Genomic DNA, 20,252 nt, shown 5'->3' with positions numbered 1-20,252 from the left:
CCCGTCGGGGACGTGGTCGGTCAGCGCAACGCCCGAGTAACGAGATCTCGTGCACCAACACCACACGATATCGTTCCCGGCCAAGGGACCAGAGCGTACGGTCCGGCGCCCGGAGAGGAGAACGCCATGGTCGCGCGGGTCACGACGACGGATCGCGTGTTCGCCTCGTTGCGCGAGTCGATCCTCTCCGGCGAGTTCCCGGCGGGCTCCCTGCACTCGATCTATCGGCTCGCCGACCTGCTCGAGGTGTCCCGTACGCCCGTCCGTGAGGCCGTCCTCAGGCTCGCGGACGCCGGCCTGGTGACGATCGAGCGGAACCGCGGCGTACGCATCCGCGGGGTGTCCGTGGCGGACGTACGCGCGGTGTTCGAGCTGCGCCTCATGATCGAGGTCCCGGCGGCGGCGTACGCCGCGGCGCACGCGTCGGACGAGGCCGTGCGCGTGCTGGAGGCGGAGCTCGACGGGATGCGGGCGGCGGCCGAGGCCGGCGACGAGACGGCGTTCACGATCCACGACCGGGCCCTGCACGAGGCGATCGGGGCGGTCCTGGGCAACCAGCGGGCCCAGCACGAGGTCGCGGCGCTCCGCGACTCGATCCAGACCCGCGGTGCCTCGACGCTGCACCGGTCGCGCGGCATGCCGGAGATCCTCGGCGAGCACGTGCCGATCGTGACGGCGATCGCGGCGCGCGATCCGGAGGCGGCGGCGTCCCACATGGAGGCGCATCTGGTCTCCACCGCGACGCTCCTCATGGCCCAGGCCGCCACGGCGGACGATCCTGCACCCGGGACCGGCTGGGCGGACCGTCTGCGGGCACACCTGTACGTCGCCGGACGCGGGGTGGCATCGCAGTAGCATGCTAGTACGCTGGACGCGTCGATCCGAAGGAGCAGCATCGTGGCGAGCTTTCATCCCGTACGTCCCGAGACCGTCTTCACGTACGGAGCGCCGGGCCTGAAGTTCGGCGTCGGTGCGCGGCACGAGCTCAGCCACGACCTCGCCCAGCTCGGCGCGAGCCGCGTCCTGATCGTCACCGACCCCGGCGTCGCCGCGACCGGTGCGCCCGGCGAGATCGCCGAGTCGCTGCGGGCGGCCTCGATCGACACCGTGGTGTTCGACCGCTCGAGGGTGGAGCCCACGGACGGCAGCCTGGTCGAGGCGATCGACTTCGCCCGCTCCGAGGGACCGTTCGACGCCATCGTCGCGATCGGTGGCGGCAGCAGCATCGACACCGCCAAGGCGGTCAACCTGCTGACGACCAACGACGGCGAACTGATGGACTACGTCAACGCGCCGGTCGGCCGGGCCCGCGCGCCCAAGCAGCCCCTGCTGCCCCTGATCGCGCTGCCGACCACGACCGGCACCGGCAGCGAGAGCACGACGATCTGCGTGCTCGACGTCGTCAGCCAGCACGTCAAGACCGGCATCTCGCACGCCCGCCTGCGGCCGACCCTCGCCGTCGTGGACCCCGAGCTGACGCTGACCCAGCCGGCCGGGGTGACCGCGGCCGCAGGGCTCGACATCCTGTGCCACGCGCTCGAGAGCTACACGGCGCGGCCCTTCGAGTCGTACGAGCACAAGCAGGCCGACGAGCGGGTGCCCTACTGCGGCGCCAACCCCATCGCCGACATGTGGTCCGAGAAGGCGCTGAGCCTCATGGCGTCCTCGTTCCGCGCGGCGGTGCACGACGGCGACGATCTCACTGCCCGCACGGAGGTCGCGATGGCGGCCACGTTCGCCGGGCTCGGCTTCGGCAACGCCGGGGTCCACATCCCGCACGCCAACGCCTACCCGATCGCCGGCCAGGTCCGCGACTTCCGGCCGGCCGGCTACCCGGCGGACCACGCGATGGTGCCGCACGGCATGGCGGTGTCGCTGACCGCGCCCGCCGCGTTCCGCTACACGTTCGCAGCCTCCCCGGAGCGTCACCTCCGGGCGGCCGAGCTGCTGGCCCCGGGGACGGACCGCCCGAACGACCCGGCCGAGGCGCTGCCCCAGGTGCTGGCCTCGATCATGCGGGACGTCGGCATCCCGGCCGGCATCGGCGCCGTGGGGTTCACGTCCGGCGACATCGACTCGCTCGTCGAGGGCACGATGAAGCAGCAGCGCCTCCTCGCAACCGCCCCGCTCGAGGTCACCGAGGACGCCGTCGCGACGATCCTCGACGAGTCGATCGAGCTCTGGTGAGCAGCGTCGAGGTCGCGACCCGGGACGTCGTCGCGGAGCTGCGCAAGCTGGGCGTCACCGAGGTCGACGACTCGACTCTTGGCCGCGCGCTCTACAGCACCGACGCGTCGCTCTACCGCGTCGTCCCGCAGGTCGTCGTCCGGCCCCGCAGTGTCGAGGAGGTGCTCGCCACCGTCGAGGCGTGCCGCCTGACCGGCACGCCCCTGACGTCCCGTGGCGCCGGCACGTCGATCGCGGGCAACGCGGTCGGCACGGGTGTGGTCATCGACTTCACGCGACACCTCAACCGCGTGCACGACATCGACGTCGACGCCCGTACGGCACGCGTCGACCCCGGCACGGTCCACGCCGTGCTGCAGAAGGCCGCCTCACCCCTGGGCCTGCGGTTCGGCCCCGACCCCTCGACCCACACCCGCTGCACGGTCGGCGGCATGATCGGCAACAACGCGTGCGGCTCGCGCGCCCTGGCGTACGGGCGGACGGCCGACAACGTGGCGGGTCTTGACGTCGTGACGATGGCGGGGGAGCAGCTCACGGTGACGGCCGGCGGGCGTACGGAGTCGCCCACGCTCGACCGCCTCGCCGACGTCGTGCAGGGCGGTCTCGGTGTCGTGCGGACGGAGTTCGGCACGTTCGGTCGCCAGGTCTCGGGCTACAGCCTCGAGCACCTGCTGCCCGAGCGCGGCTTCGACGTCGCGACGTTCCTCGCGGGCACCGAAGGCACGCTCGCGACGATGACCTCGGCCACCGTGCGGCTCATCGAGGATCCGCCGCACCGCCAGATCCTGGTCCTGGGCTACGCGTCGATGGCCGATGCCGCCGACGACGTCCCGGCACTGCTGCCGTTCGGCCCCACCGCATGTGAAGGCCTCGACTCGCGCATCGTCGACGTCTTCCGTACGCACAAGGGTTCGGTGCCCGAGCTGTCCCGTGGCCAGGGCTGGCTGTTCGTCGAGATCTCCGGCGACGACCCGGGGCTCGTCGCCGACACGGTACAGCGAGCGTCTGCTGCATCCTCGGCAGTCGCGAGCCGGGTCGTCACGGACGTGCGCGAGCAGGCCGTGCTCTGGCGGATCCGCGAGGAGGGCGCCGGGCTCGCGACCCGGACGCTGCCGGGCAAGGCGTTGTCGGGCTGGGAGGACGCGGCCGTGCCGCCCGACAAGCTCGGCACCTACCTGCGCGAGTTCGACGCCCTGCTTCGCGACAACGGGCTCGACGGCGTTCCCTACGGACACTTCGGCGACGGCTGCATCCACGTACGCATCGACTTCCCGCTCGACGCGGCCGGCGGCAAGGAGCTGTTCCGCTCGTTCCTGTTCGACGCCGCGACGCTCGTGGCTTCCCACGGTGGATCGTTGTCGGGGGAGCACGGTGACGGCCGCGCCCGGTCCGAGCTCCTGCCGCTGATGTACTCGGCCGAGGCGATCGACCTGTTCGCCCAGGTCAAGGCCGTGTTCGACCCTGACGACCTGCTCAACCCCGGCGTCCTCGTACGCCCCCGGCCGGTCGACGCCGACCTGCGTGGCCCGGAGTCGTCGCGAGACCGCCTCGACGGCCGCCTGGGGTTGCGGCTGCTCCACGACGACGGTGACTTCGGCAAGGCCGTCCACCGGTGCACCGGCGTCGGCAAGTGCATCGCCGACAACGCCGGTTCCAACGGCGTCATGTGCCCGTCGTTCCAGGCCACGCGCAACGAGAAGGACTCGACCCGCGGACGGGCACGCGTGCTGCAGGAGATGATCGACGGTCGCCTGGTGACGGGCGGGTTCCGGTCTCCCGAGGTCCATGAAGCCCTCGACCTGTGCCTGTCGTGCAAGGGCTGCGCCAACGACTGCCCGACCGGCACCGACATGGCGACCTACAAGTCCGAGGTGCTGCACCAGTCCTACAAGGGGCGGCTCCGCCCGCGCAGCCACTACATCCTCGGCCGGCTGCCGTTCTGGGCGCGGGTCACGTCGCCGATCGCGTGGCTCGCCAACCTCGGCCTCCGTACGCCGGGAGTCCGGTCGCTCGCCAGGTGGGCGGCCGGCGTCGACCAGCGCCGCAGCCTGCCGACGTTCGCCCGGGGGAGCCTGAGCCGTTGGGGCCGCAGGCGTACGCCCGACACCTCGGACCGGCCTCGCGTGCTGCTCTGGGCCGACTCGTTCACCGACTTCTTCTCGACCGCCGGCGGCAAGGCGGCGGTCCGCGTGCTCGAGGGCGCCGGCTACCGCGTCGAGCTCCTGGCCCGATCTGCGTGCTGCGGACTGACGTGGATCACGACCGGGCAGCTCGACAAGGCGCGATCGATCGTCGGCAGCACCGTCGCGCAGCTCCACCCGTACGTCGCAGAGGGAGTGCCGATCGTCGGGCTCGAGCCGTCGTGCCTCGCCGTCCTGCGCTCGGACGCCGTCGAGCTGCTCGACGACCCGCGCGCCGTCGACGTGGCCCGCGGGGTGTTCACGCTCTCGGAGCTGCTGCAGCGCACCGATGGGTGGCGGGCGCCCGACCTCACCGGCACGACCCTCGTCGTCCAGCCGCACTGCCACCAGGCGTCGGTCCTGGGGTTCGAGGCCGACCTCGCAGTCATGCAGTCCACCGGCGCGACGATCCAGCGGCTGTCCGGCTGCTGTGGCCTGGCCGGCAACTTCGGCGTCGAGAAGGGGCACTACGAGGTGTCGGTCGCGGTCGCCGAGCAGCAGCTGCTGCCCGCGGTTCGTAACGCTGGAGACGGCGCGATCGTTGTCGCTGACGGGTTCTCCTGCAGGACCCAGCTGGACGACCTAGCCTCAGTGGAAGCGCTGCACCTCGCGCAGCTCCTCGACCCCTGACCGGAAGCTGACCACATGGACCACATGCTCGAGCTCGGCTCGGCCATGTCCCGGTTCGCCGAGCTGGTCGGCAAGGCAGCGGGCGACGAGCCAGTCCCTGCGTGCCCGGCGTGGAACGTGCGCGACCTGACGACCCACCTCGGCACGATCCATCGGTGGGCCGCGGCCACGGTGCTCAGCGGCCAGCGGATCCACGAGCCCGAGCCGGTCGTCACCGATCCCGCCGTCGAGTGGTACGCCGGCACCGCCACGGCGCTCCTCAGCGCGCTGCAGGCCGTCAGCGCGGACGAGCCCGTGCCCAACTTCGCCTACATCGACGAGCGCGCGTCGTTCTGGGTCCGCCGGCAGATGCACGAGGCGACGGTGCACGCCATCGATGCCGCCCAGTCCCTCGACATCCATGAGGGCGACTGGGGCGTCGCGCCCTCGGTCGCCGCCGACGGTGTCGACGAGGTGCTCCAGGTGTTCTTCCCGCGGATGACCGCACGTCGCCAGCGCCCGGACGTACGTTCGCGGATCCGGCTGGTCGCCACCGACACGCAGCAGACGTGGCTCGTGGCGCCCGGCACGGGCGACCTGGGCCCGCCGATCCAGCTGCACCCGTCGCTCGACGCCGACGGATCCGTCAGCGGCACGGCGGCCGAGCTCTACCTAGGACTCTGGAAGCGGATGGGTCCCGAACGCCTCGACTTCGACGGTGTCGACGGACGCATCCTGTTCGACGGCCCCACCACGCCCTGACCGGCGGCAATCCCGCGTCGTCTCGGTTTGGAAGATGGCGAGGCTGCCCGGTAGTATTGGCTGCTGTGCCTGAACCACTCAGGCCGATGCACGCATCCTGCCGGATCGCACGGTGGCGAGTGCATCACGACTCATGGCTCACACCAGTCAGAAGAAGGAAGTTTGTAGTGCCCACGATCAACCAGCTGGTCCGCAAGGGCCGCCAGCGCAAGGTCGTCAAGACGACGACTCCCGCGCTCAAGGGTTCGCCTCAGCGCCGCGGTGTCTGCACCCGCGTCTACACCACCACTCCGAAGAAGCCGAACTCCGCGCTCCGCAAGGTTGCCCGTGTGAAGCTCTCGAGTGGCACCGAGGTCACTGCATACATCCCGGGCGAGGGCCACAACCTGCAGGAGCACTCGATCGTGCTCGTGCGCGGTGGCCGAGTCAAGGACCTTCCCGGTGTCCGTTACAAGATCGTTCGCGGCGCCCTGGACACCCAGGCCGTCAAGGGCCGCAAGCAGGCTCGCAGCCGCTACGGCGCGAAGAAGGAGAAGAGCTAATGCCTCGTAAGGGTCCGGCAACCAAGCGCCCCGTCGAGACTGATCCCGTCTACGGGAGCCAGCTCGTCACCTCACTCATCAACAAGGTCCTGGTCGACGGCAAGAAGCAGGTCGCCCAGCGCATCGTCTACACCGCGCTCGAAGGCACCCGCGAGAAGTCCGGCACCGATCCGGTCATCACGCTCAAGCGTGCGCTCGACAACGTCAAGCCGTCGATCGAGGTCAAGAGCCGCCGCGTCGGTGGCGCGACCTACCAGGTCCCGATCGAGGTTCGCGCCTCGCGTCAGAACACCCTGGCCCTGCGCTGGCTCGTCAGCTACGCCGGTGCGCGTCGTGAGAAGACCATGGCCGAGCGCCTCATGAACGAGCTGCTCGATGCCTCCAACGGTCTCGGCGGCGCCGTCAAGAAGCGTGAGGACACGCACAAGATGGCCGAAGCCAACAAGGCCTTCGCCCACTACCGCTGGTAAGTCAGCAACACATTCACCCGTCGCCGTGACCCGGCGATGCTCCGTAACAAAGGAAAGCGACCAAACTCGTGGCAACCGACATCACCACCGACCTCAACAGGGTCCGCAACATCGGCATCATGGCGCACATCGATGCCGGCAAGACCACGACGACCGAACGCATCCTCTTCTACACCGGTATCAACTACAAGATCGGTGAGGTCCACGACGGCGGCGCCACGATGGACTGGATGGAGCAGGAGCAGGAGCGCGGCATCACGATCACGTCTGCCGCGACGACCTGCTGGTGGAAAGACAACCAGATCAACATCATCGACACCCCCGGTCACGTCGACTTCACCGTCGAGGTCGAGCGCAACCTGCGCGTCCTCGACGGTGCCGTCGCCGTGTTCGACGGCGTGGCCGGTGTCGAGCCGCAGTCCGAGACCGTCTGGCGTCAGGCCGACAAGTACGGCGTCCCGCGCATGTGCTTCGTCAACAAGCTCGACCGCACCGGCGCCAGCTTCGACTACTGCGTCAAGACGATCCGTGAGCGCCTCGGCGCGACGGCCCTCGTGCTGCAGGTCCCGATCGGTGCCGAGGGTGACTTCATCGGCGTCGTCGACCTGATCGGCAACCGCGCGCTCGTGTGGCGCGGCGAGACCGTCATCGGTGAGGACTACACGGTCGAGGAGATCCCGGCCGACCTCGTCGACAAGGCCGCCGAGGCCCGCAACGAGATGATCGAGACGCTCGCCGACCACGACGACGAGTTCGCCGAGGCCTACCTCGACGGCGCCGACATCACCCCCGAGCTGCTCAAGCCGGCGATCCGTCGCGCGACGCTCGCGGCCAAGCTCAACCCGGTCCTGTGTGGCACCGCGTTCAAGAACAAGGGCGTCCAGCCCCTGCTCGACGCGGTCATCGACTTCCTCCCGTCGCCGATCGACGTCGGCGCCATCACGGGCCTCGACCCGCGCGACGAGAGCAAGACCGACACGCGTGAGCCCAAGGAGAGCGAGCCGTTCGCGGCACTGGCGTTCAAGATCGCGTCGGACCCGCACCTCGGCAAGCTGACCTACCTGCGCGTCTACTCCGGTCGCCTCGAGGCCGGCAGCACGGTCATCAACGTGACCAAGGGCCGCAAGGAGCGCATCGGCAAGATCTACCAGATGCACGCCAACAAGCGCGCTGAGATCGCCTCCGTCGGCGCCGGCCAGATCGTCGCCGTCATGGGCCTCAAGGACACCACGACCGGTGAGACGCTGGCCGACCCGCAGAAGCAGATCGTCCTCGAGTCGATGACGTTCCCCGCGCCGGTCATCCAGGTCGCGATCGAGCCCAAGACCAAGAGCGACCAGGAGAAGCTCGGCACCGCGATCCAGCGGCTCGCCGAGGAGGACCCGACGTTCCAGGTCCACACCGACGAAGAGACCGGTCAGACGATCATCGCCGGCATGGGCGAGCTGCACCTCGACATCCTCGTGGATCGCATGAAGCGCGAGTTCAACGTCGAGGCCAACGTCGGCAAGCCGCAGGTCGCCTACCGCGAGACCATCAAGCGCAAGGTCGAGAACGTCAGCTACACCCACAAGAAGCAGACGGGTGGCTCCGGCCAGTTCGCCAAGGTCATCATCAGCATCGAGCCCACGGGCCCGATCGCCGGTGGCGAGGGCGGCTACGAGTTCGAGAACGCCGTCACGGGTGGTCGCGTCCCGCGCGAGTACATCCCGTCGGTCGACCAGGGTGCGCAGGATGCCATGCAGTTCGGTGTCCTCGCCGGCTACCAGATGGTCGACGTCAAGGTGACCCTCGAGGACGGCGCCTACCACGACGTCGACTCCTCGGAGCTCGCGTTCAAGCTGGCTGGCTCGATGGCTTTCAAGGAAGCCGCGCGCAAGGCCGATCCGGTGATCCTCGAGCCCGTCTTCGCGGTCGAGGTCACCACGCCCGAGGACTACATGGGCGACGTGATCGGCGACCTCAACTCTCGCCGTGGCCAGGTTCAGGCCATGGAGGAGGGCATGGGCGGTGTCAAGATCATCCAGGCACTCGTTCCCCTGTCCGAGATGTTCGGGTACGTCGGCGACCTGAGGTCCAAGACCTCGGGCCGTGCGTCATACTCGATGCAGTTCGACTCCTACGCGGAGGTTCCCAAGAACGTCGCGGAAGAGATCATCAAAAAGGCCCGCGGCGAGTAGCAGCGGTCCATCTCATAAGATGGCCTGAGGCTTCCGTACGGCGGGACCCAACGGCGTTCAACAGCAACCAATTCGAAGAAGGAGCCCCAAGTGGCTAAGGCGAAGTTCGAGCGGACCAAGCCGCACATGAACATCGGCACCATCGGTCACATCGACCACGGTAAGACGACTCTTACCGCGGCGATCACCAAGGTGCTGCACGACAAGTACCCCGACCTGAACGAGGCCTCGGCCTTCGATCAGATCGACAAGGCGCCGGAAGAGAAGCAGCGCGGCATCACGATCTCCATCTCGCACGTCGAGTACCAGACCGAGAACCGCCACTACGCGCACGTCGACTGCCCGGGTCACGCTGACTACGTCAAGAACATGATCACCGGTGCGGCTCAGATGGACGGCGCGATCCTCGTGGTCGCCGCCACCGACGGCCCCATGCCCCAGACGCGTGAGCACGTGCTGCTCGCTCGCCAGGTCGGCGTGCCGGCGATGGTCGTCGCGCTCAACAAGTGCGACATGGTCGACGACGAAGAGATCCTCGAGCTCGTCGAGCTCGAGGTCCGTGAGCTCCTGAGCGATCAGGAGTTCGACGGCGACAACGTCCCCGTCGTCAAGGTCGCCGCTCACCCGGCGCTCCAGGGCGACGCCAAGTGGGGCGAGTCGATCCTCGAGCTGATGCAGGCCGTCGACGACTACATCCCGATGCCTCCCCGCGAGACCGACAAGCCGTTCCTCATGCCCGTCGAGGACGTCTTCACGATCACGGGTCGTGGCACGGTCATCACCGGTCGCATCGAGCGCGGCATCATCAAGGTCAACGAGACCGTTGACATCGTCGGCATCCGCGAGGACAAGCAGACGACGACGGTCACCGGCATCGAGATGTTCCGCAAGCTGCTCGACGAGGGCCAGGCCGGCGAGAACGTCGGACTGCTCCTCCGCGGCACCAAGCGCGAGGACGTCGAGCGCGGCATGGTCATCATCGCGCCCGGTTCCACGACTCCCCACACGGAGTTCGAGGGCCAGGTCTACATCCTCTCGAAGGAAGAGGGTGGCCGTCACACGCCGTTCTTCAACAACTACCGTCCGCAGTTCTACTTCCGCACCACGGACGTCACCGGCGTCGTCACGCTGCCTGAGGGCACCGAGATGGTCATGCCCGGCGACAACACCGAGATGAGCGTTCAGCTGATCCAGCCGATCGCCATGGAGGAAGGCCTCCGCTTCGCCATCCGCGAGGGTGGTCGCACGGTGGGCGCCGGACGCGTCACGAAGATCAACAAGTGAGCTAGCCACACCAGCTCATCGAGAGCCCCGTCCTGCTTCGGCAGGGCGGGGCTCTCGTCATCCGTGGACCGCTGGGCCACTCGCCCAGGTGAGAGTGGTTCCCGGTGGCGTCCTTTTGGCGGACAGCGGCTCGTTGTTTTCGCAACGCCGCCTTATCCTTAATGCATGGGACATGACCACGCGCACGGTGCCGGAGCGGCGCACCGCGGCCGGCTCGCGCTGGTGCTGGCCCTGTCCGTCGGCGTCCTGGTCGTCGAGGCCCTGGTCGCCTGGGTCACCGGCAGCCTCGCGCTGCTGGCCGATGCCGGGCACATGCTGGGCGACTCGTTCGGCATCGTGATGGCGCTCGCCGCGATCACGGTGGCGCAGCGCGGTGGCGCGCCGGGCTCACGGCGTACGTTCGGCTACTCGCGCACCGAGGTGCTGGCCGCCGGCGCCAACGGACTGATCCTGCTGGGTCTGGCCGGATGGGTCGCCTACAGCGCGATCCGGCGATTCGGCGACTCCCCGGAGCTCGAGGGGGGATTGATCCTGGTCGCGGGTGGTGTGGGCCTCGTCGTCAACCTCGTCGGCCTGCTGCTGCTGCGCCCCGGCGCCCAGGAGAGCATCAACGTCCGCGGCGCCTACCTCGAGGTCCTGGGCGACGCCCTCGGCTCGGTGGCCGTGCTGGTGTCGGCCGGCGTCATCCTGGTCACCGACTGGTACGCCGCTGACGCGATCGCCTCGCTCGTGATCGCCGCCATGATCGTGCCGCGCGCCGTCTCGTTGCTGCGGGAGGTCGCCGAGGTGCTGCTGGAGTCGACGCCGCGCGACGTGGACCTCGGCGAGCTGCGCGAGCACATCCTGGCGATGGACGGCGTCAAGGACGTCCATGACCTGCACGTCTGGACCATCACGTCGGGCATGCCCATCATGAGCGCCCACGTCGTGGTCGAGGACTCGGTCACCGCGATGGACGACGCGCACGGCGTCCTGGACCGGCTGCGCGGCTGCCTGGCCGAGCACTTCGACGTCGAGCACTCGACGTTCCAGATCGAGCCCGCGGGCCACGTGGACTCCGAGAACCACGTACATCACTAGCCCGGACCACAGGCTGGCGTGGGCTGCGTCGAGAGGTGGGCCATCCGTCGATCGCGGCGCCGGCTCGGAGCCGATCGGGACGACGTGGCGTGAGCGACCACCGTCATACGGCTAGCACTTCGCGGCCTCGATTTGTCTTAGGGCGCGTGCGTCTGTCAGAATAGTTCGGTTGCTCCGGCTCGATCGCTGGGGCGCCGACCGTCCGGCCTCTCACGCCGATCATGACGCCGGTGCCGAACCTGAGATCGAGCTTGTCCCGCTGAAAGCGGGTCCAACCACCTAACTCGACAAGTGTGTGACGTATGCGCCCATGTGGCCGCGACACGCCCGACCTCGGGGGTCGGCGGGAGGGAGGAGCCTTTCTCCCTCGATCCGGGGCGAGACTGCGAAGCGAACGAACGTAAAGGACAAGCGAGAGCATGGCGGGACAAAAAATCCGTATCCGGCTCAAGGCCTACGACCACGAGGTCATTGACTCGTCGGCGCGCAAGATCGTCGACACGGTGACGCGCACGGGCGCCAAGGTCGCAGGACCGGTGCCGTTGCCCACCGAGAAGAACGTGTTCTGCGTGATCCGTTCGCCGCACAAGTACAAGGACAGCCGCGAGCACTTCGAGATGCGCACGCACAAGCGCCTCATCGACATCATTGACCCGACGCCGAAGACAGTCGACTCGCTCATGCGCCTCGACCTGCCTGCCGGCGTCGACATCGAGATCAAGCTCTGAGGGGGACAGCGACCATGAGCTCCAGCAGCACTGCAACCACGCGCGGCCTCCTCGGCCGCAAGCTCGGCATGACCCAGGTCTGGGACGCCGACAACAAGATCGTTCCCGTCACCGTGATCGCTGCCGACACCAACGTCGTCACGCAGATCCGTACGCGTGAGACCGACGGCTACTCCGCCGTCCAGCTCGGCTTCGGCGAGATCGACGGCCGCAAGGTCAACAAGCCGGTCGCCGGGCACCTCGCCAAGGCGGGCGTGACTCCTCGCCGCCACATCGTCGAGATCCGCACCGAGGCCATCTCGGACTACACGCTGGGCCAGGAGGTCTCCCCGGAGATCTTCGCCGCCGGCGACGTCGTCGACGTCACCGCGACCAGCAAGGGCAAGGGCTTCGCGGGTGTCATGAAGCGCCACGGCTTCCACGGCGTCGGCGCCTCGCACGGTGCACACCGCAACCACCGCAAGCCCGGCTCGATCGGTGGCTGCGCCACCCCGGGTCGTGTCTTCAAGGGCCTCCGCATGGCGGGTCACATGGGCGCCGAGCAGGTGACGACGCAGAACCTCAAGGTTCACGCCGTCGACACCGACAAGGGCGTCATCCTCATCAAGGGCGCCGTACCCGGGCCCAAGGGCGCACTCGTCGTCATCCGCTCTGCCGTGAAGGGAGCCTGATCATGGCAAAGACCATCGACGCTCAGCTGCCTGTCGACATCTTCGACGTGCAGGTCAACATCCCCCTGATCCACCAGGTCGTCGTGGCGCAGCTCGCCGCGGCTCGCCAGGGCACGCACAGCACCAAGACGCGTGGCGAGGTGTCCGGCGGTGGCAAGAAGCCGTACCGCCAGAAGGGCACCGGTCGCGCTCGTCAGGGCTCGATCCGCGCACCCCAGTACAACGGTGGTGGCATCGTCCACGGCCCGACGCCGCGCTCGTACGACCAGCGCACGCCCAAGAAGATGAAGGCCGCCGCCCTGCGTGGTGCCCTCTCGGACCGGGCTCGTTCGGGTCGCCTGCACGTGGTCGACAGCATCGTCGCCGGCGACAAGCCGTCGACCAAGCTGGCCCTGGCCACGCTGCGTGAGCTCACGCCGCGTCCCCGCGTGCTGATCGTCGTGGACCGTGACGACACGATCACGTCGCTCAGCCTGCGCAACGCCGGCGAGACCGTCATCCTGACGTACGACCAGGTCAACACCTACGACGTGCTGCTCAGCGACGACATCATCTTCACGCAGTCCGCGTTCGACGCCTTCGTGGCGGCGCGTTCGGGCGAGGGTGTCAAGACGATCGCCCTGAGCGCCGCAGCGACCGAGGTCGACGCCCGCGACGCCAAGCCGGCCGCCAAGAAGGCCCCCGCCAAGAAGGCTCCGGCCAAGAAGGCAGCGGCCACCGAGGCTGTCGCCGACGAGGAGAAGCCGGCCAAGAAGGCCACCGCCAAGAAGGCGCCTGCGAAGGCTGCCGACGAGGCGCCGGCCAAGAAGGCCAGCACCGCCAAGAAGGCGCCGGCCAAGAAGGCTGCCGCCGACGAGGACAAGCCGGCCAAGAAGGCTGCTGCCAAGAAGGCCCCCGCGGCCAAGAAGGCGCCCGCCAAGAAGACCGCAGCCAAGAAGGCCGCACCCGGAGGCGATGACAAGTGAGCACGATCCACAAGGACCACCGCGACATCCTGATCGCGCCGGTCGTCAGCGAGAAGAGCTACGGCCTGCTCGATGACAACAAGTACACGTTCGTGGTGCACCCCGACGCCAACAAGACGGAGATCAAGATCGCCGTCGAGAAGATCTTCGGCGTCAAGGTCACTGCGGTCAACACGCTCAACCGCAAGGGCAAGACCCGTCGCACGCGTTCGGGGCTCGGCAAGCGCAAGGACACCAAGCGAGCCATCGTGAGTGTCGCCGCAGGCCAGAGCATCGACATCTTCTCGAGCCCGAGCAACTGAGGACTGAGGACTTATGGCTATTCGCAAGTACAAGCCGACAACCCCGGGCCGTCGTGGCTCGAGCGTTGCCGACTTCGCCGAGATCACCCGCACGACGCCTGAGAAGTCGCTGACGGAGCCGCTGCCCAAGAAGGGCGGCCGCAACAACCAGGGACGCATCACCACGCGTCACCAGGGTGGCGGTCACAAGCGCGCCTACCGCATCATCGACTTCCGTCGCTACGACAAGGACGGCGTGCCGGCCAAGGTCGCTCACATCGAGTACGACCCCAACCGCACCGCGCGCATCGCGCTCCTGCACTACGCCGACGGCGAGAAGCGCTACATCATCGCGCCCGAGGGCCTCAAGCAGGGCATGACCGTCGAGTCCGGTGTCGGTTCCGACATCAAGGTCGGCAACAACCTGCCCCTGCGCAACATCCCCGTGGGCACGCTGATCAACGGCATCGAGCTGCGTCCGGGCGGTGGCGCCAAGATGGGCCGCTCCGCCGGCACCAAGGTGCAGCTCGTCGCCAAGGAGGGCAACAAGGCGCAGCTGCGTCTGCCCTCCGGTGAGATGCGCTACGTCGACGTCCGCTGCCGCGCCACGATCGGCGAGGTCGGCAACGCCGAGCAGTCCAACATCAACTGGGGCAAGGCCGGACGCAACCGCTGGAAGGGCAAGCGCCCGACCGTCCGCGGTGTCGCCATGAACCCGGTCGACCACCCGCACGGTGGTGGTGAGGGCAAGACGTCCGGTGGACGTCACCCCGTCTCCCCGTGGGGCAAGCCGGAAGGCCGCACGCGCAAGCGCAAGGCCAGCGACTCCCAGATCGTCCGCCGCCGCAAGTCCGGCCGCTGAGAAGGATTGGTTAACAGATGCCACGCAGTTTGAAGAAGGGCCCGTTCGTTGACGGGCACCTCGAGAAGAAGGTCGACGCGCAGAACGCCGCCGACACTCACACCGTGATCAAGACCTGGTCGCGTCGCTCGATGATCCTGCCGTCCTTCATCGGACACACGATCGCCGTGCACGACGGCCGCAAGCACGTGCCCGTGTTCATCACGGACTCGATGGTGGGTCACAAGCTGGGCGAGTTCGCCCCGACCCGCACGTTCCGCGGTCACGAGAAGGACGACCGGAAGGCGAAGAGGCGATGAGTGCAGCTACCCGTGAGAGCATCAGTGCTCGACGTGAGCGTCTGCTGGGCGACGAGCCCGGTGCGTTCGCCGTCGCTCGCTTCGTGCGCGTCACCGCGCAGAAGTCGCGCCGCATCGCGGACCTGATCCGCGGCGACTCGGTCGAGAACGCCCTGGCCACCCTGCAGTTCGCGCCGCAGGCCGTCGCCGAGAACTTCTACAAGCTCGTCGACAGCGCCGCGGCCAACGCCGAGACGACTGAAGGCCTCGACCGTTCCGACCTGGTCATCACCGTGGTCCAGGTCGACGAGGGCCCGACGATGAAGCGTTGGCGTCCGCGCGCCAAGGGTGCGGCCAACCGCATCCTCAAGCGCAGCAGCCACCTGACCGTGGTCGTACAGCCCCGCGAGGTCGTCCAGGCCAAGCTGGACGCGGCCAACATCAAGAACTCCAAGAAGAAGGGCGGGAACCGATAGTGGGACAGAAAATCAACCCGCACGGGTTCCGACTGGGCATCTCGACGGATCACAAGAGCCGTTGGTACGCCGACAAGCTCTACAAGAGCTACGTCGGCGAGGACGTCAAGATCCGCAAGATGCTCACCAAGGGCATGGACCGCGCCGGCATCAGCCGTGTCGAGATCGAGCGCACGCGTGACCGCGTACGTGTCGACATCCACACCGCTCGTCCCGGCATCGTCATCGGCCGCCGTGGCGCCGAGGCCGACCGCATCCGCGGCGACCTCGAGAAGCTCACGGGCAAGCAGGTGCAGCTGAACATCCTCGAGGTCAAGAACCCCGAGATGGACGCGCAGCTCGTCGCCCAGGGCGTTGCCGAGCAGCTGTCGGGTCGTGTGCAGTTCCGTCGCGCGATGCGCAAGGCGATGCAGACCACGATGCGCAGCGGTGCCAAGGGCATCCGTATCCAGTGCTCGGGTCGTCTCGGCGGCGCCGAGATGTCTCGCTCGGAGTTCTACCGCGAGGGCCGCGTGCCCCTGCACACGCTCCGTGCTGACGTCGACTACGGCTTCTACGAGGCCAAGACGACCTTCGGCCGTATCGGTGTGAAGGTCTGGATCTACAAGGGTGAGGTCGCGGGCACCCGCGCCGAGCGCGAGGCCGAAGCGGCCAAGCGCGCTGCTGCTCCGGGCAGCAACCGTCGCCCCGCCCGTGGTGGCGCCGCCGGTGGCGCACGTCGCCCCGAGCGTCCCGCCCGTGACGACGCCGCTCCGGCAGCCGACGCCGCTGCCGCGGCTCCGGCCACCGAGGCCGCCGCAACCGTTGCCGCGCCCGCCGCTGCAGCACCCGAAGGAGGGGAGAGCTGATGTTGATGCCCCGCAGGGTCAAGTACCGCAAGCAGCACCACCCCACGCGCCGCGGCGCGGCCAAGGGTGGCACCGAGCTCGCGTTCGGTGACTACGGCATCCAGTGCGTGACCGCCGCGTACGTGACGAACCGTCAGATCGAGTCCGCTCGTATCGCCATGACGCGTCACATCAAGCGTGGCGGCAAGGTCTGGATCAACATCTACCCGGACCGTCCGCTCACGAAGAAGCCTGCCGAGACCCGCATGGGTTCCGGCAAGGGTTCGCCTGAGTGGTGGGTCGCCAACGTCAAGCCCGGACGCGTCATGTTCGAGCTGTCGGGTGTCTCCGAGGAGGTTGCTCGCGAGGCCATGCGCCGCGCGATCCACAAGCTCCCCATGAAGGCCCGATTCATCACCCGAGAGACAGGTGAGCTGTGATGGCGCAGCACACAACCGCAGCAGAGCTGCGCAGCGTCGCTTCCGACGACCTGGCAGCCAAGCTGTCAGAGGCCAAGGAAGAGCTGTTCAACCTGCGCTTCCAGAACGCCACCGGTCAGCTCGACAACACCGCCCGGCTTCGGGCAGTGCGCAAGGACATCGCCCGGATCTACACCGTCATGCGTGAGCGCGAGCTCGGCATCGTCGAGGAGGTCCAGGCATGACCGACAAGAACCAGAAGGACGAGGCAGTGACCGAACGTACAGCGCGCAAGACCTTCGAGGGGCTCGTTGTCAGCGACAAGATGGACAAGACCGTCGTGGTCAACGTCGAGGAGCGCGTCAAGCACGCGCGCTACGGCAAGGTCCTGCGTCGCAACATCAAGTTCAAGGCTCACGACGAGGCGAACGACGCCGGCATCGGTGACCGTGTCCTGATCATGGAGACACGTCCACTGTCCGCCACCAAGCGTTGGCGCATCGTGGAGATCCTCGAGAAGGCCAAGTAGGAGACGACAGATGATTCAGCAGGAGTCGCGACTCAAGGTCGCCGACAACACCGGTGCCAAGGAGATCCTTTGCATCCGTGTCCTCGGTGGCTCAGGTCGACGCTACGCGGGCATCGGCGACACGATCGTCGCCACTGTCAAGGACGCCATCCCCGGCGGAAACGTCAAGAAGGGTGATGTCGTCAAGGCTGTCGTCGTGCGCACCGTCAAGGAGCGCCGTCGTCCGGATGGTTCGTACATCAAGTTCGACGAGAACGCAGCCGTGATCCTCAAGGCCGATGGCGACCCGCGCGGTACGCGCATCTTCGGTCCCGTAGGCCGTGAACTTCGCGACAAGAAGTTCATGCGCATCATTTCGCTCGCACCGGAGGTGCTCTGAGATGGCCCGCAAAGGCACCATCAGCATTCGCAAGGGTGACCAGGTCAAGGTCATCGCTGGCAAGGACAAGGGCGTGACCGGATCGGTGATCGAAGTGATCGCTGACCAGAACCGCGTCATCGTCGAGGGCGTCAACCGCGTCAAGCGCCACACCAAGCCTTCACAGGCCGGTGGCGCAGGCTCGGGCGGCATCATCACCAGCGAGGCTCCGATCCACATCTCCAACGTGATGCTGCTCGCCGACAAGACCCCGACGCGTGTCGGCTACCGCCGCGACGACGTCACCAAGAACCGTCCCGACGGTTCCACCTACACCGCGCAGCGCAGCGTGCGCATCGCGAAGAAGACCGGAAAGGAGATCTGAATATGGCCACCACCACCGCACCGCGGCTCAAGGCGCGCTACCGCGAAGAGATCCTTCCGGCGCTTCGTGAGCAGTTCGACTACGCCAACGTCATGCAGGTTCCCGGCCTCACCAAGATCGTCGTCAACATGGGCGTCGGCGAGGCTGCCCGCGACGGCAAGCTGATCGAGGGCGCGCTCCGCGACCTCACCGCCATCACGGGACAGAAGCCGCAGGTCACCAAGGCTCGCAAGTCGATCGCCCAGTTCAAGCTGCGTGAGGGCATGCCGATCGGCGCGCACGTCACGCTGCGTGGCGACCGCATGTGGGAGTTCCTCGACCGTCTGCTGACGCTCGCGCTGCCCCGCATCCGTGACTTCCGTGGGCTCTCGCCCAAGCAGTTCGACGGCCGCGGCAACTACACGTTCGGTCTGACCGAGCAGGTCATGTTCCACGAGATCGACCAGGACAAGATCGATCGGTCGCGCGGCATGGACATCACGATCGTCACCACGGCCACCAACGACGACGAGGGTCGGGCGCTGCTCACGCTGCTCGGCTTCCCGTACAAGGAGAACTGACATGGCGAAGACTGGACTCAAGGTCAAGGCCGCCCGCAAGCCCAAGTTCGCGGTACGCGGCTACACCCGTTGCCAGCGCTGTGGCCGACCCCGGTCGGTCTACAAGAAGTTCGGCCTCTGCCGCATCTGCCTTCGCGAGATGGCACACCGTGGCGAGCTGCCGGGCATCACCAAGAGCTCCTGGTAATCACCTACCTCTGAAAGCCGCAGGTCCGTCGCAAGACGGAAACCACGGCAGGAATGGAACACACGAACTATGACAATGACCGATCCGATCGCCGACATGCTGACGCGTGTCCGCAACGGCAATCAGGCGTACCACGACAGCGTGTCGATGCCGTACTCCAAGCTCAAGGCCGGCGTAGCCGAGATCCTGAAGCAGGAGGGCTACATCACCTCGATCGAGGTCGCCGAGCCCAAGGAGGGTGAGGTGAGCAAGACGCTCACGATCACGCTCAAGTACGGGCCGCACCGCGAGCGTTCCATCGCTGGCATCCGCCGCATCAGCAAGCCGGGTCTGCGCGTCTACGCGAAGTCGACCGGCCTGCCCAAGGTGCTCGGTGGACTCGGCGTCGCGATCATCTCGACGAGCCAGGGTCTGCTCACGGACCGCCAGGCCAACCAGAAGGGCGTAGGCGGAGAAGTCCTCGCCTACGTCTGGTGAGAGGGGTCTGAACACATGTCACGCATTGGCAAGATTCCCGTCACGATCCCGTCCGGGGTCGAGGTCACGATCGAGGGCCAGGACATCCGCGTCAAGGGCCCCAAGGGCGAGCTGTCGCACACGGTCGCGGAGCCCATCAAGGTCTCCAAGTCCGACGACGGCACCCTCGCGGTCGAGCGTCCCGACGACGAGCGCCGGAGCAAGGCTCTCCACGGCCTCTCGCGCACCCTGATCGCCAACATGGTCACGGGTGTCACCGAGGGCTACGAGAAGAAGCTCGAGATCGTCGGCGTCGGTTACCGCGTCCAGGCCAAGGGCCCGGCTGCACTCGAGTTCGCGCTCGGCTTCAGCCACCCCGTCCCGGTCCAGGCTCCCGAGGGCATCACGTTCTCGGTCGAGTCGCCCACCAAGTTCGCCGTGCACGGCATCGACAAGCAGGCCGTCGGTGAGGTCGCAGCGAACATCCGCAAGATCCGCAAGCCCGAGCCTTACAAGGGCAAGGGCGTCCGCTACGCCGGCGAGCACGTCCGCCGCAAGGTCGGAAAGGCTGGTAAGTAGTCATGGCTATCTCGATCAAGCACGCCAAGCACACGTCGCCCCGTACGGCTTCGCGTCTGCGCCGTCAGGTGCGAGGACGCAAGAAGATCGAGGGTTCGGCGGAGCGTCCGCGTCTCGTCATCACCCGTTCGAGCAAGCACATCGTTGCCCAGGTCGTCAACGACCTCGAAGGCCGCACGCTGGCCTCCGCGTCGACGATGGAAGCCGATCTGCGCTCGTCCGACGGTGACAAGACCGCCAAGGCCCGCAAGGTCGGCGAGCTCGTCGCCGATCGTGCCAAGGCTGCCGGCGTCGCCACCGTCGTCTTCGACCGCGCGGGCAACAAGTACGCCGGCCGTGTCGCAGCCCTGGCTGACGGCGCGCGCGAGGGCGGACTGGAGTTCTGATGAACATCAAC

Annotated in this window: 26 protein-coding genes and 1 pseudogene; all 27 read left to right on the top strand. The window is 67.7% G+C overall.

The features are described from left to right. The first annotated feature begins 126 nt into the window (after positions 1-126). The 27 genes and pseudogenes from ASE12_RS08435 to rplR all read left to right on the top strand — a co-directional run bounded on the left by ASE12_RS08435 (position 127) and on the right by rplR (position 20,241). Positions 127-855 (top strand): GntR family transcriptional regulator, encoded by a 729-nt coding sequence (locus ASE12_RS08435; RefSeq protein WP_056399279.1) that lies wholly within the window; start codon positions 127-129, stop codon positions 853-855. A gap of 42 nt (positions 856-897) precedes the next feature. Then, complete coding sequence (locus tag ASE12_RS08430; RefSeq protein WP_056399278.1) at positions 898-2,187, top strand: hydroxyacid-oxoacid transhydrogenase; 1,290 nt, start codon at positions 898-900, stop codon at positions 2,185-2,187. Continuing rightward, positions 2,184-4,997 carry an FAD-binding and (Fe-S)-binding domain-containing protein gene (locus ASE12_RS08425; RefSeq protein ID WP_157412860.1) on the top strand — a complete coding sequence of 938 codons (2,814 nt, stop codon included), beginning with the start codon at positions 2,184-2,186 and terminating at the stop codon, positions 4,995-4,997. The genes ASE12_RS08430 and ASE12_RS08425 overlap by 4 nt, the downstream gene beginning before the upstream one ends. Positions 4,998-5,012: 15 nt before the next feature. Continuing rightward, entirely contained in the window at positions 5,013-5,738 is a 726-nt protein-coding gene (locus ASE12_RS08420; protein WP_056399276.1) for a maleylpyruvate isomerase family mycothiol-dependent enzyme, read from the top strand. 167 nt (positions 5,739-5,905) lie between these two features. Then, positions 5,906-6,280, top strand: coding sequence for a 30S ribosomal protein S12 (rpsL, locus tag ASE12_RS08415; RefSeq protein WP_056209459.1), 375 nt, complete (start codon positions 5,906-5,908; stop codon positions 6,278-6,280). Further along, positions 6,280-6,750, top strand: coding sequence for a 30S ribosomal protein S7 (gene rpsG, locus ASE12_RS08410; protein WP_056399273.1), 471 nt, complete (start codon positions 6,280-6,282; stop codon positions 6,748-6,750). The genes rpsL and rpsG overlap by 1 nt, the downstream gene beginning before the upstream one ends. A 68-nt stretch (positions 6,751-6,818) precedes the next feature. After that, positions 6,819-8,930, top strand: coding sequence for an elongation factor G (gene fusA / locus ASE12_RS08405; RefSeq protein ID WP_056399271.1), 2,112 nt, complete (start codon positions 6,819-6,821; stop codon positions 8,928-8,930). Positions 8,931-9,020: 90 nt separating this feature from the next. After that, positions 9,021-10,214, top strand: coding sequence for an elongation factor Tu (gene tuf / locus ASE12_RS08400; protein ID WP_056209450.1), 1,194 nt, complete (start codon positions 9,021-9,023; stop codon positions 10,212-10,214). Between the two features lie 165 nt (positions 10,215-10,379). Next, positions 10,380-11,294 carry a cation diffusion facilitator family transporter gene (locus tag ASE12_RS08395; protein ID WP_056399270.1) on the top strand — a complete coding sequence of 305 codons (915 nt, stop codon included), beginning with the start codon at positions 10,380-10,382 and terminating at the stop codon, positions 11,292-11,294. A 419-nt stretch (positions 11,295-11,713) separates the two neighbouring features. Next, positions 11,714-12,022: a 30S ribosomal protein S10 gene (gene rpsJ, locus ASE12_RS08390; protein ID WP_012923688.1), complete on the top strand. Its 309-nt coding sequence runs from the start codon at positions 11,714-11,716 to the stop codon at positions 12,020-12,022. A 14-nt stretch (positions 12,023-12,036) separates the two neighbouring features. Further along, positions 12,037-12,693, top strand: a complete 657-nt coding sequence (gene rplC, locus ASE12_RS08385) for a 50S ribosomal protein L3 (protein ID WP_056399266.1) — start codon at positions 12,037-12,039, stop codon at positions 12,691-12,693. Positions 12,694-12,695: 2 nt separating this feature from the next. Further along, positions 12,696-13,334: pseudogene (gene rplD, locus ASE12_RS20510) on the top strand (50S ribosomal protein L4); the annotation flags it as partial. Positions 13,335-13,654: 320 nt separating this feature from the next. Beyond that, positions 13,655-13,960: a 50S ribosomal protein L23 gene (gene rplW, locus ASE12_RS08375; protein WP_056209441.1), complete on the top strand. Its 306-nt coding sequence runs from the start codon at positions 13,655-13,657 to the stop codon at positions 13,958-13,960. 13 nt (positions 13,961-13,973) lie between these two features. Then, entirely contained in the window at positions 13,974-14,801 is an 828-nt protein-coding gene (rplB, locus tag ASE12_RS08370) for a 50S ribosomal protein L2 (protein WP_056399264.1), read from the top strand. Positions 14,802-14,818: 17 nt separating this feature from the next. Then, positions 14,819-15,100, top strand: coding sequence for a 30S ribosomal protein S19 (gene rpsS, locus ASE12_RS08365; RefSeq protein WP_056209436.1), 282 nt, complete (start codon positions 14,819-14,821; stop codon positions 15,098-15,100). After that, positions 15,097-15,555 carry a 50S ribosomal protein L22 gene (gene rplV / locus ASE12_RS08360; protein WP_082582160.1) on the top strand — a complete coding sequence of 153 codons (459 nt, stop codon included), beginning with the start codon at positions 15,097-15,099 and terminating at the stop codon, positions 15,553-15,555. Before rpsS ends, rplV begins: the two co-directional genes overlap by 4 nt. Continuing rightward, the gene (rpsC, locus tag ASE12_RS08355; protein WP_056399261.1) at positions 15,555-16,403 is read left to right on the top strand and encodes a 30S ribosomal protein S3; all 849 of its coding nucleotides are present in this window, start codon (positions 15,555-15,557) and stop codon (positions 16,401-16,403) included. The genes rplV and rpsC overlap by 1 nt, the downstream gene beginning before the upstream one ends. Next, positions 16,403-16,822 carry a 50S ribosomal protein L16 gene (gene rplP / locus ASE12_RS08350; RefSeq protein ID WP_056209431.1) on the top strand — a complete coding sequence of 140 codons (420 nt, stop codon included), beginning with the start codon at positions 16,403-16,405 and terminating at the stop codon, positions 16,820-16,822. Before rpsC ends, rplP begins: the two co-directional genes overlap by 1 nt. Then, positions 16,822-17,046 (top strand): 50S ribosomal protein L29, encoded by a 225-nt coding sequence (gene rpmC, locus ASE12_RS08345; protein WP_056209429.1) that lies wholly within the window; start codon positions 16,822-16,824, stop codon positions 17,044-17,046. Before rplP ends, rpmC begins: the two co-directional genes overlap by 1 nt. Further along, positions 17,043-17,330: a 30S ribosomal protein S17 gene (rpsQ, locus tag ASE12_RS08340; RefSeq protein WP_056209425.1), complete on the top strand. Its 288-nt coding sequence runs from the start codon at positions 17,043-17,045 to the stop codon at positions 17,328-17,330. Before rpmC ends, rpsQ begins: the two co-directional genes overlap by 4 nt. A 10-nt stretch (positions 17,331-17,340) precedes the next feature. Next, positions 17,341-17,709 (top strand): 50S ribosomal protein L14, encoded by a 369-nt coding sequence (gene rplN, locus ASE12_RS08335; RefSeq protein ID WP_056209423.1) that lies wholly within the window; start codon positions 17,341-17,343, stop codon positions 17,707-17,709. 1 nt (position 17,710) lies between these two features. Continuing rightward, positions 17,711-18,073 carry a 50S ribosomal protein L24 gene (rplX, locus tag ASE12_RS08330; protein WP_056209420.1) on the top strand — a complete coding sequence of 121 codons (363 nt, stop codon included), beginning with the start codon at positions 17,711-17,713 and terminating at the stop codon, positions 18,071-18,073. Positions 18,074-18,075: 2 nt separating this feature from the next. Next, positions 18,076-18,633: a 50S ribosomal protein L5 gene (gene rplE / locus ASE12_RS08325; RefSeq protein ID WP_056399255.1), complete on the top strand. Its 558-nt coding sequence runs from the start codon at positions 18,076-18,078 to the stop codon at positions 18,631-18,633. A gap of 1 nt (position 18,634) precedes the next feature. Next, the gene (locus ASE12_RS08320; RefSeq protein WP_056209415.1) at positions 18,635-18,820 is read left to right on the top strand and encodes a type Z 30S ribosomal protein S14; all 186 of its coding nucleotides are present in this window, start codon (positions 18,635-18,637) and stop codon (positions 18,818-18,820) included. A gap of 69 nt (positions 18,821-18,889) precedes the next feature. Continuing rightward, the gene (rpsH, locus tag ASE12_RS08315) at positions 18,890-19,297 is read left to right on the top strand and encodes a 30S ribosomal protein S8 (protein WP_056399252.1); all 408 of its coding nucleotides are present in this window, start codon (positions 18,890-18,892) and stop codon (positions 19,295-19,297) included. A 15-nt stretch (positions 19,298-19,312) separates the two neighbouring features. Next, on the top strand, positions 19,313-19,855 hold the full coding sequence (rplF, locus tag ASE12_RS08310; RefSeq protein WP_056399250.1) for a 50S ribosomal protein L6: 543 nt from the start codon (positions 19,313-19,315) through the stop codon (positions 19,853-19,855). 2 nt (positions 19,856-19,857) lie between these two features. Continuing rightward, complete coding sequence (gene rplR / locus ASE12_RS08305; RefSeq protein WP_056399245.1) at positions 19,858-20,241, top strand: 50S ribosomal protein L18; 384 nt, start codon at positions 19,858-19,860, stop codon at positions 20,239-20,241. Positions 20,242-20,252: the final 11 nt, after the last annotated feature.

Origin of the sequence: Aeromicrobium sp. Root236 (assembly GCF_001428805.1) — a bacterium.
Lineage (GTDB): Bacteria > Actinomycetota > Actinomycetes > Propionibacteriales > Nocardioidaceae > Aeromicrobium.
The sequence above is the reverse complement of the archived record's forward strand: the minus strand, read 5'-3'. Positions and strand labels throughout refer to the sequence as shown.

Bases quoted from the DNA above. Each gene is read 5' to 3' on its own strand.
- rpsJ (WP_012923688.1), top strand. From the start codon at position 11,714: ATGGCGGGACAAAAAATCCGTATCCGGCTCAAGGCCTACGACCACGAG.
- rpsQ (WP_056209425.1), top strand. From the start codon at position 17,043: ATGACCGACAAGAACCAGAAGGACGAGGCAGTGACCGAACGTACAGCG.
- rpsG (WP_056399273.1), top strand. From the start codon at position 6,280: ATGCCTCGTAAGGGTCCGGCAACCAAGCGCCCCGTCGAGACTGATCCC.
- rpmC (WP_056209429.1), top strand. From the start codon at position 16,822: ATGGCGCAGCACACAACCGCAGCAGAGCTGCGCAGCGTCGCTTCCGAC.
- rplV (WP_082582160.1), top strand. From the start codon at position 15,097: ATGAGTGCAGCTACCCGTGAGAGCATCAGTGCTCGACGTGAGCGTCTG.
- rpsS (WP_056209436.1), top strand. From the start codon at position 14,819: ATGCCACGCAGTTTGAAGAAGGGCCCGTTCGTTGACGGGCACCTCGAG.
- rplE (WP_056399255.1), top strand. From the start codon at position 18,076: ATGGCCACCACCACCGCACCGCGGCTCAAGGCGCGCTACCGCGAAGAG.
- rplR (WP_056399245.1), top strand. From the start codon at position 19,858: ATGGCTATCTCGATCAAGCACGCCAAGCACACGTCGCCCCGTACGGCT.
- ASE12_RS08395 (WP_056399270.1), top strand. From the start codon at position 10,380: ATGGGACATGACCACGCGCACGGTGCCGGAGCGGCGCACCGCGGCCGG.
- ASE12_RS08435 (WP_056399279.1), top strand. From the start codon at position 127: ATGGTCGCGCGGGTCACGACGACGGATCGCGTGTTCGCCTCGTTGCGC.
- rplN (WP_056209423.1), top strand. From the start codon at position 17,341: ATGATTCAGCAGGAGTCGCGACTCAAGGTCGCCGACAACACCGGTGCC.
- rpsH (WP_056399252.1), top strand. From the start codon at position 18,890: ATGACAATGACCGATCCGATCGCCGACATGCTGACGCGTGTCCGCAAC.
- rplX (WP_056209420.1), top strand. From the start codon at position 17,711: ATGGCCCGCAAAGGCACCATCAGCATTCGCAAGGGTGACCAGGTCAAG.
- ASE12_RS08320 (WP_056209415.1), top strand. From the start codon at position 18,635: ATGGCGAAGACTGGACTCAAGGTCAAGGCCGCCCGCAAGCCCAAGTTC.
- ASE12_RS08420 (WP_056399276.1), top strand. From the start codon at position 5,013: ATGGACCACATGCTCGAGCTCGGCTCGGCCATGTCCCGGTTCGCCGAG.
- rplB (WP_056399264.1), top strand. From the start codon at position 13,974: ATGGCTATTCGCAAGTACAAGCCGACAACCCCGGGCCGTCGTGGCTCG.
- rplP (WP_056209431.1), top strand. From the start codon at position 16,403: ATGTTGATGCCCCGCAGGGTCAAGTACCGCAAGCAGCACCACCCCACG.
- rplF (WP_056399250.1), top strand. From the start codon at position 19,313: ATGTCACGCATTGGCAAGATTCCCGTCACGATCCCGTCCGGGGTCGAG.
- rplC (WP_056399266.1), top strand. From the start codon at position 12,037: ATGAGCTCCAGCAGCACTGCAACCACGCGCGGCCTCCTCGGCCGCAAG.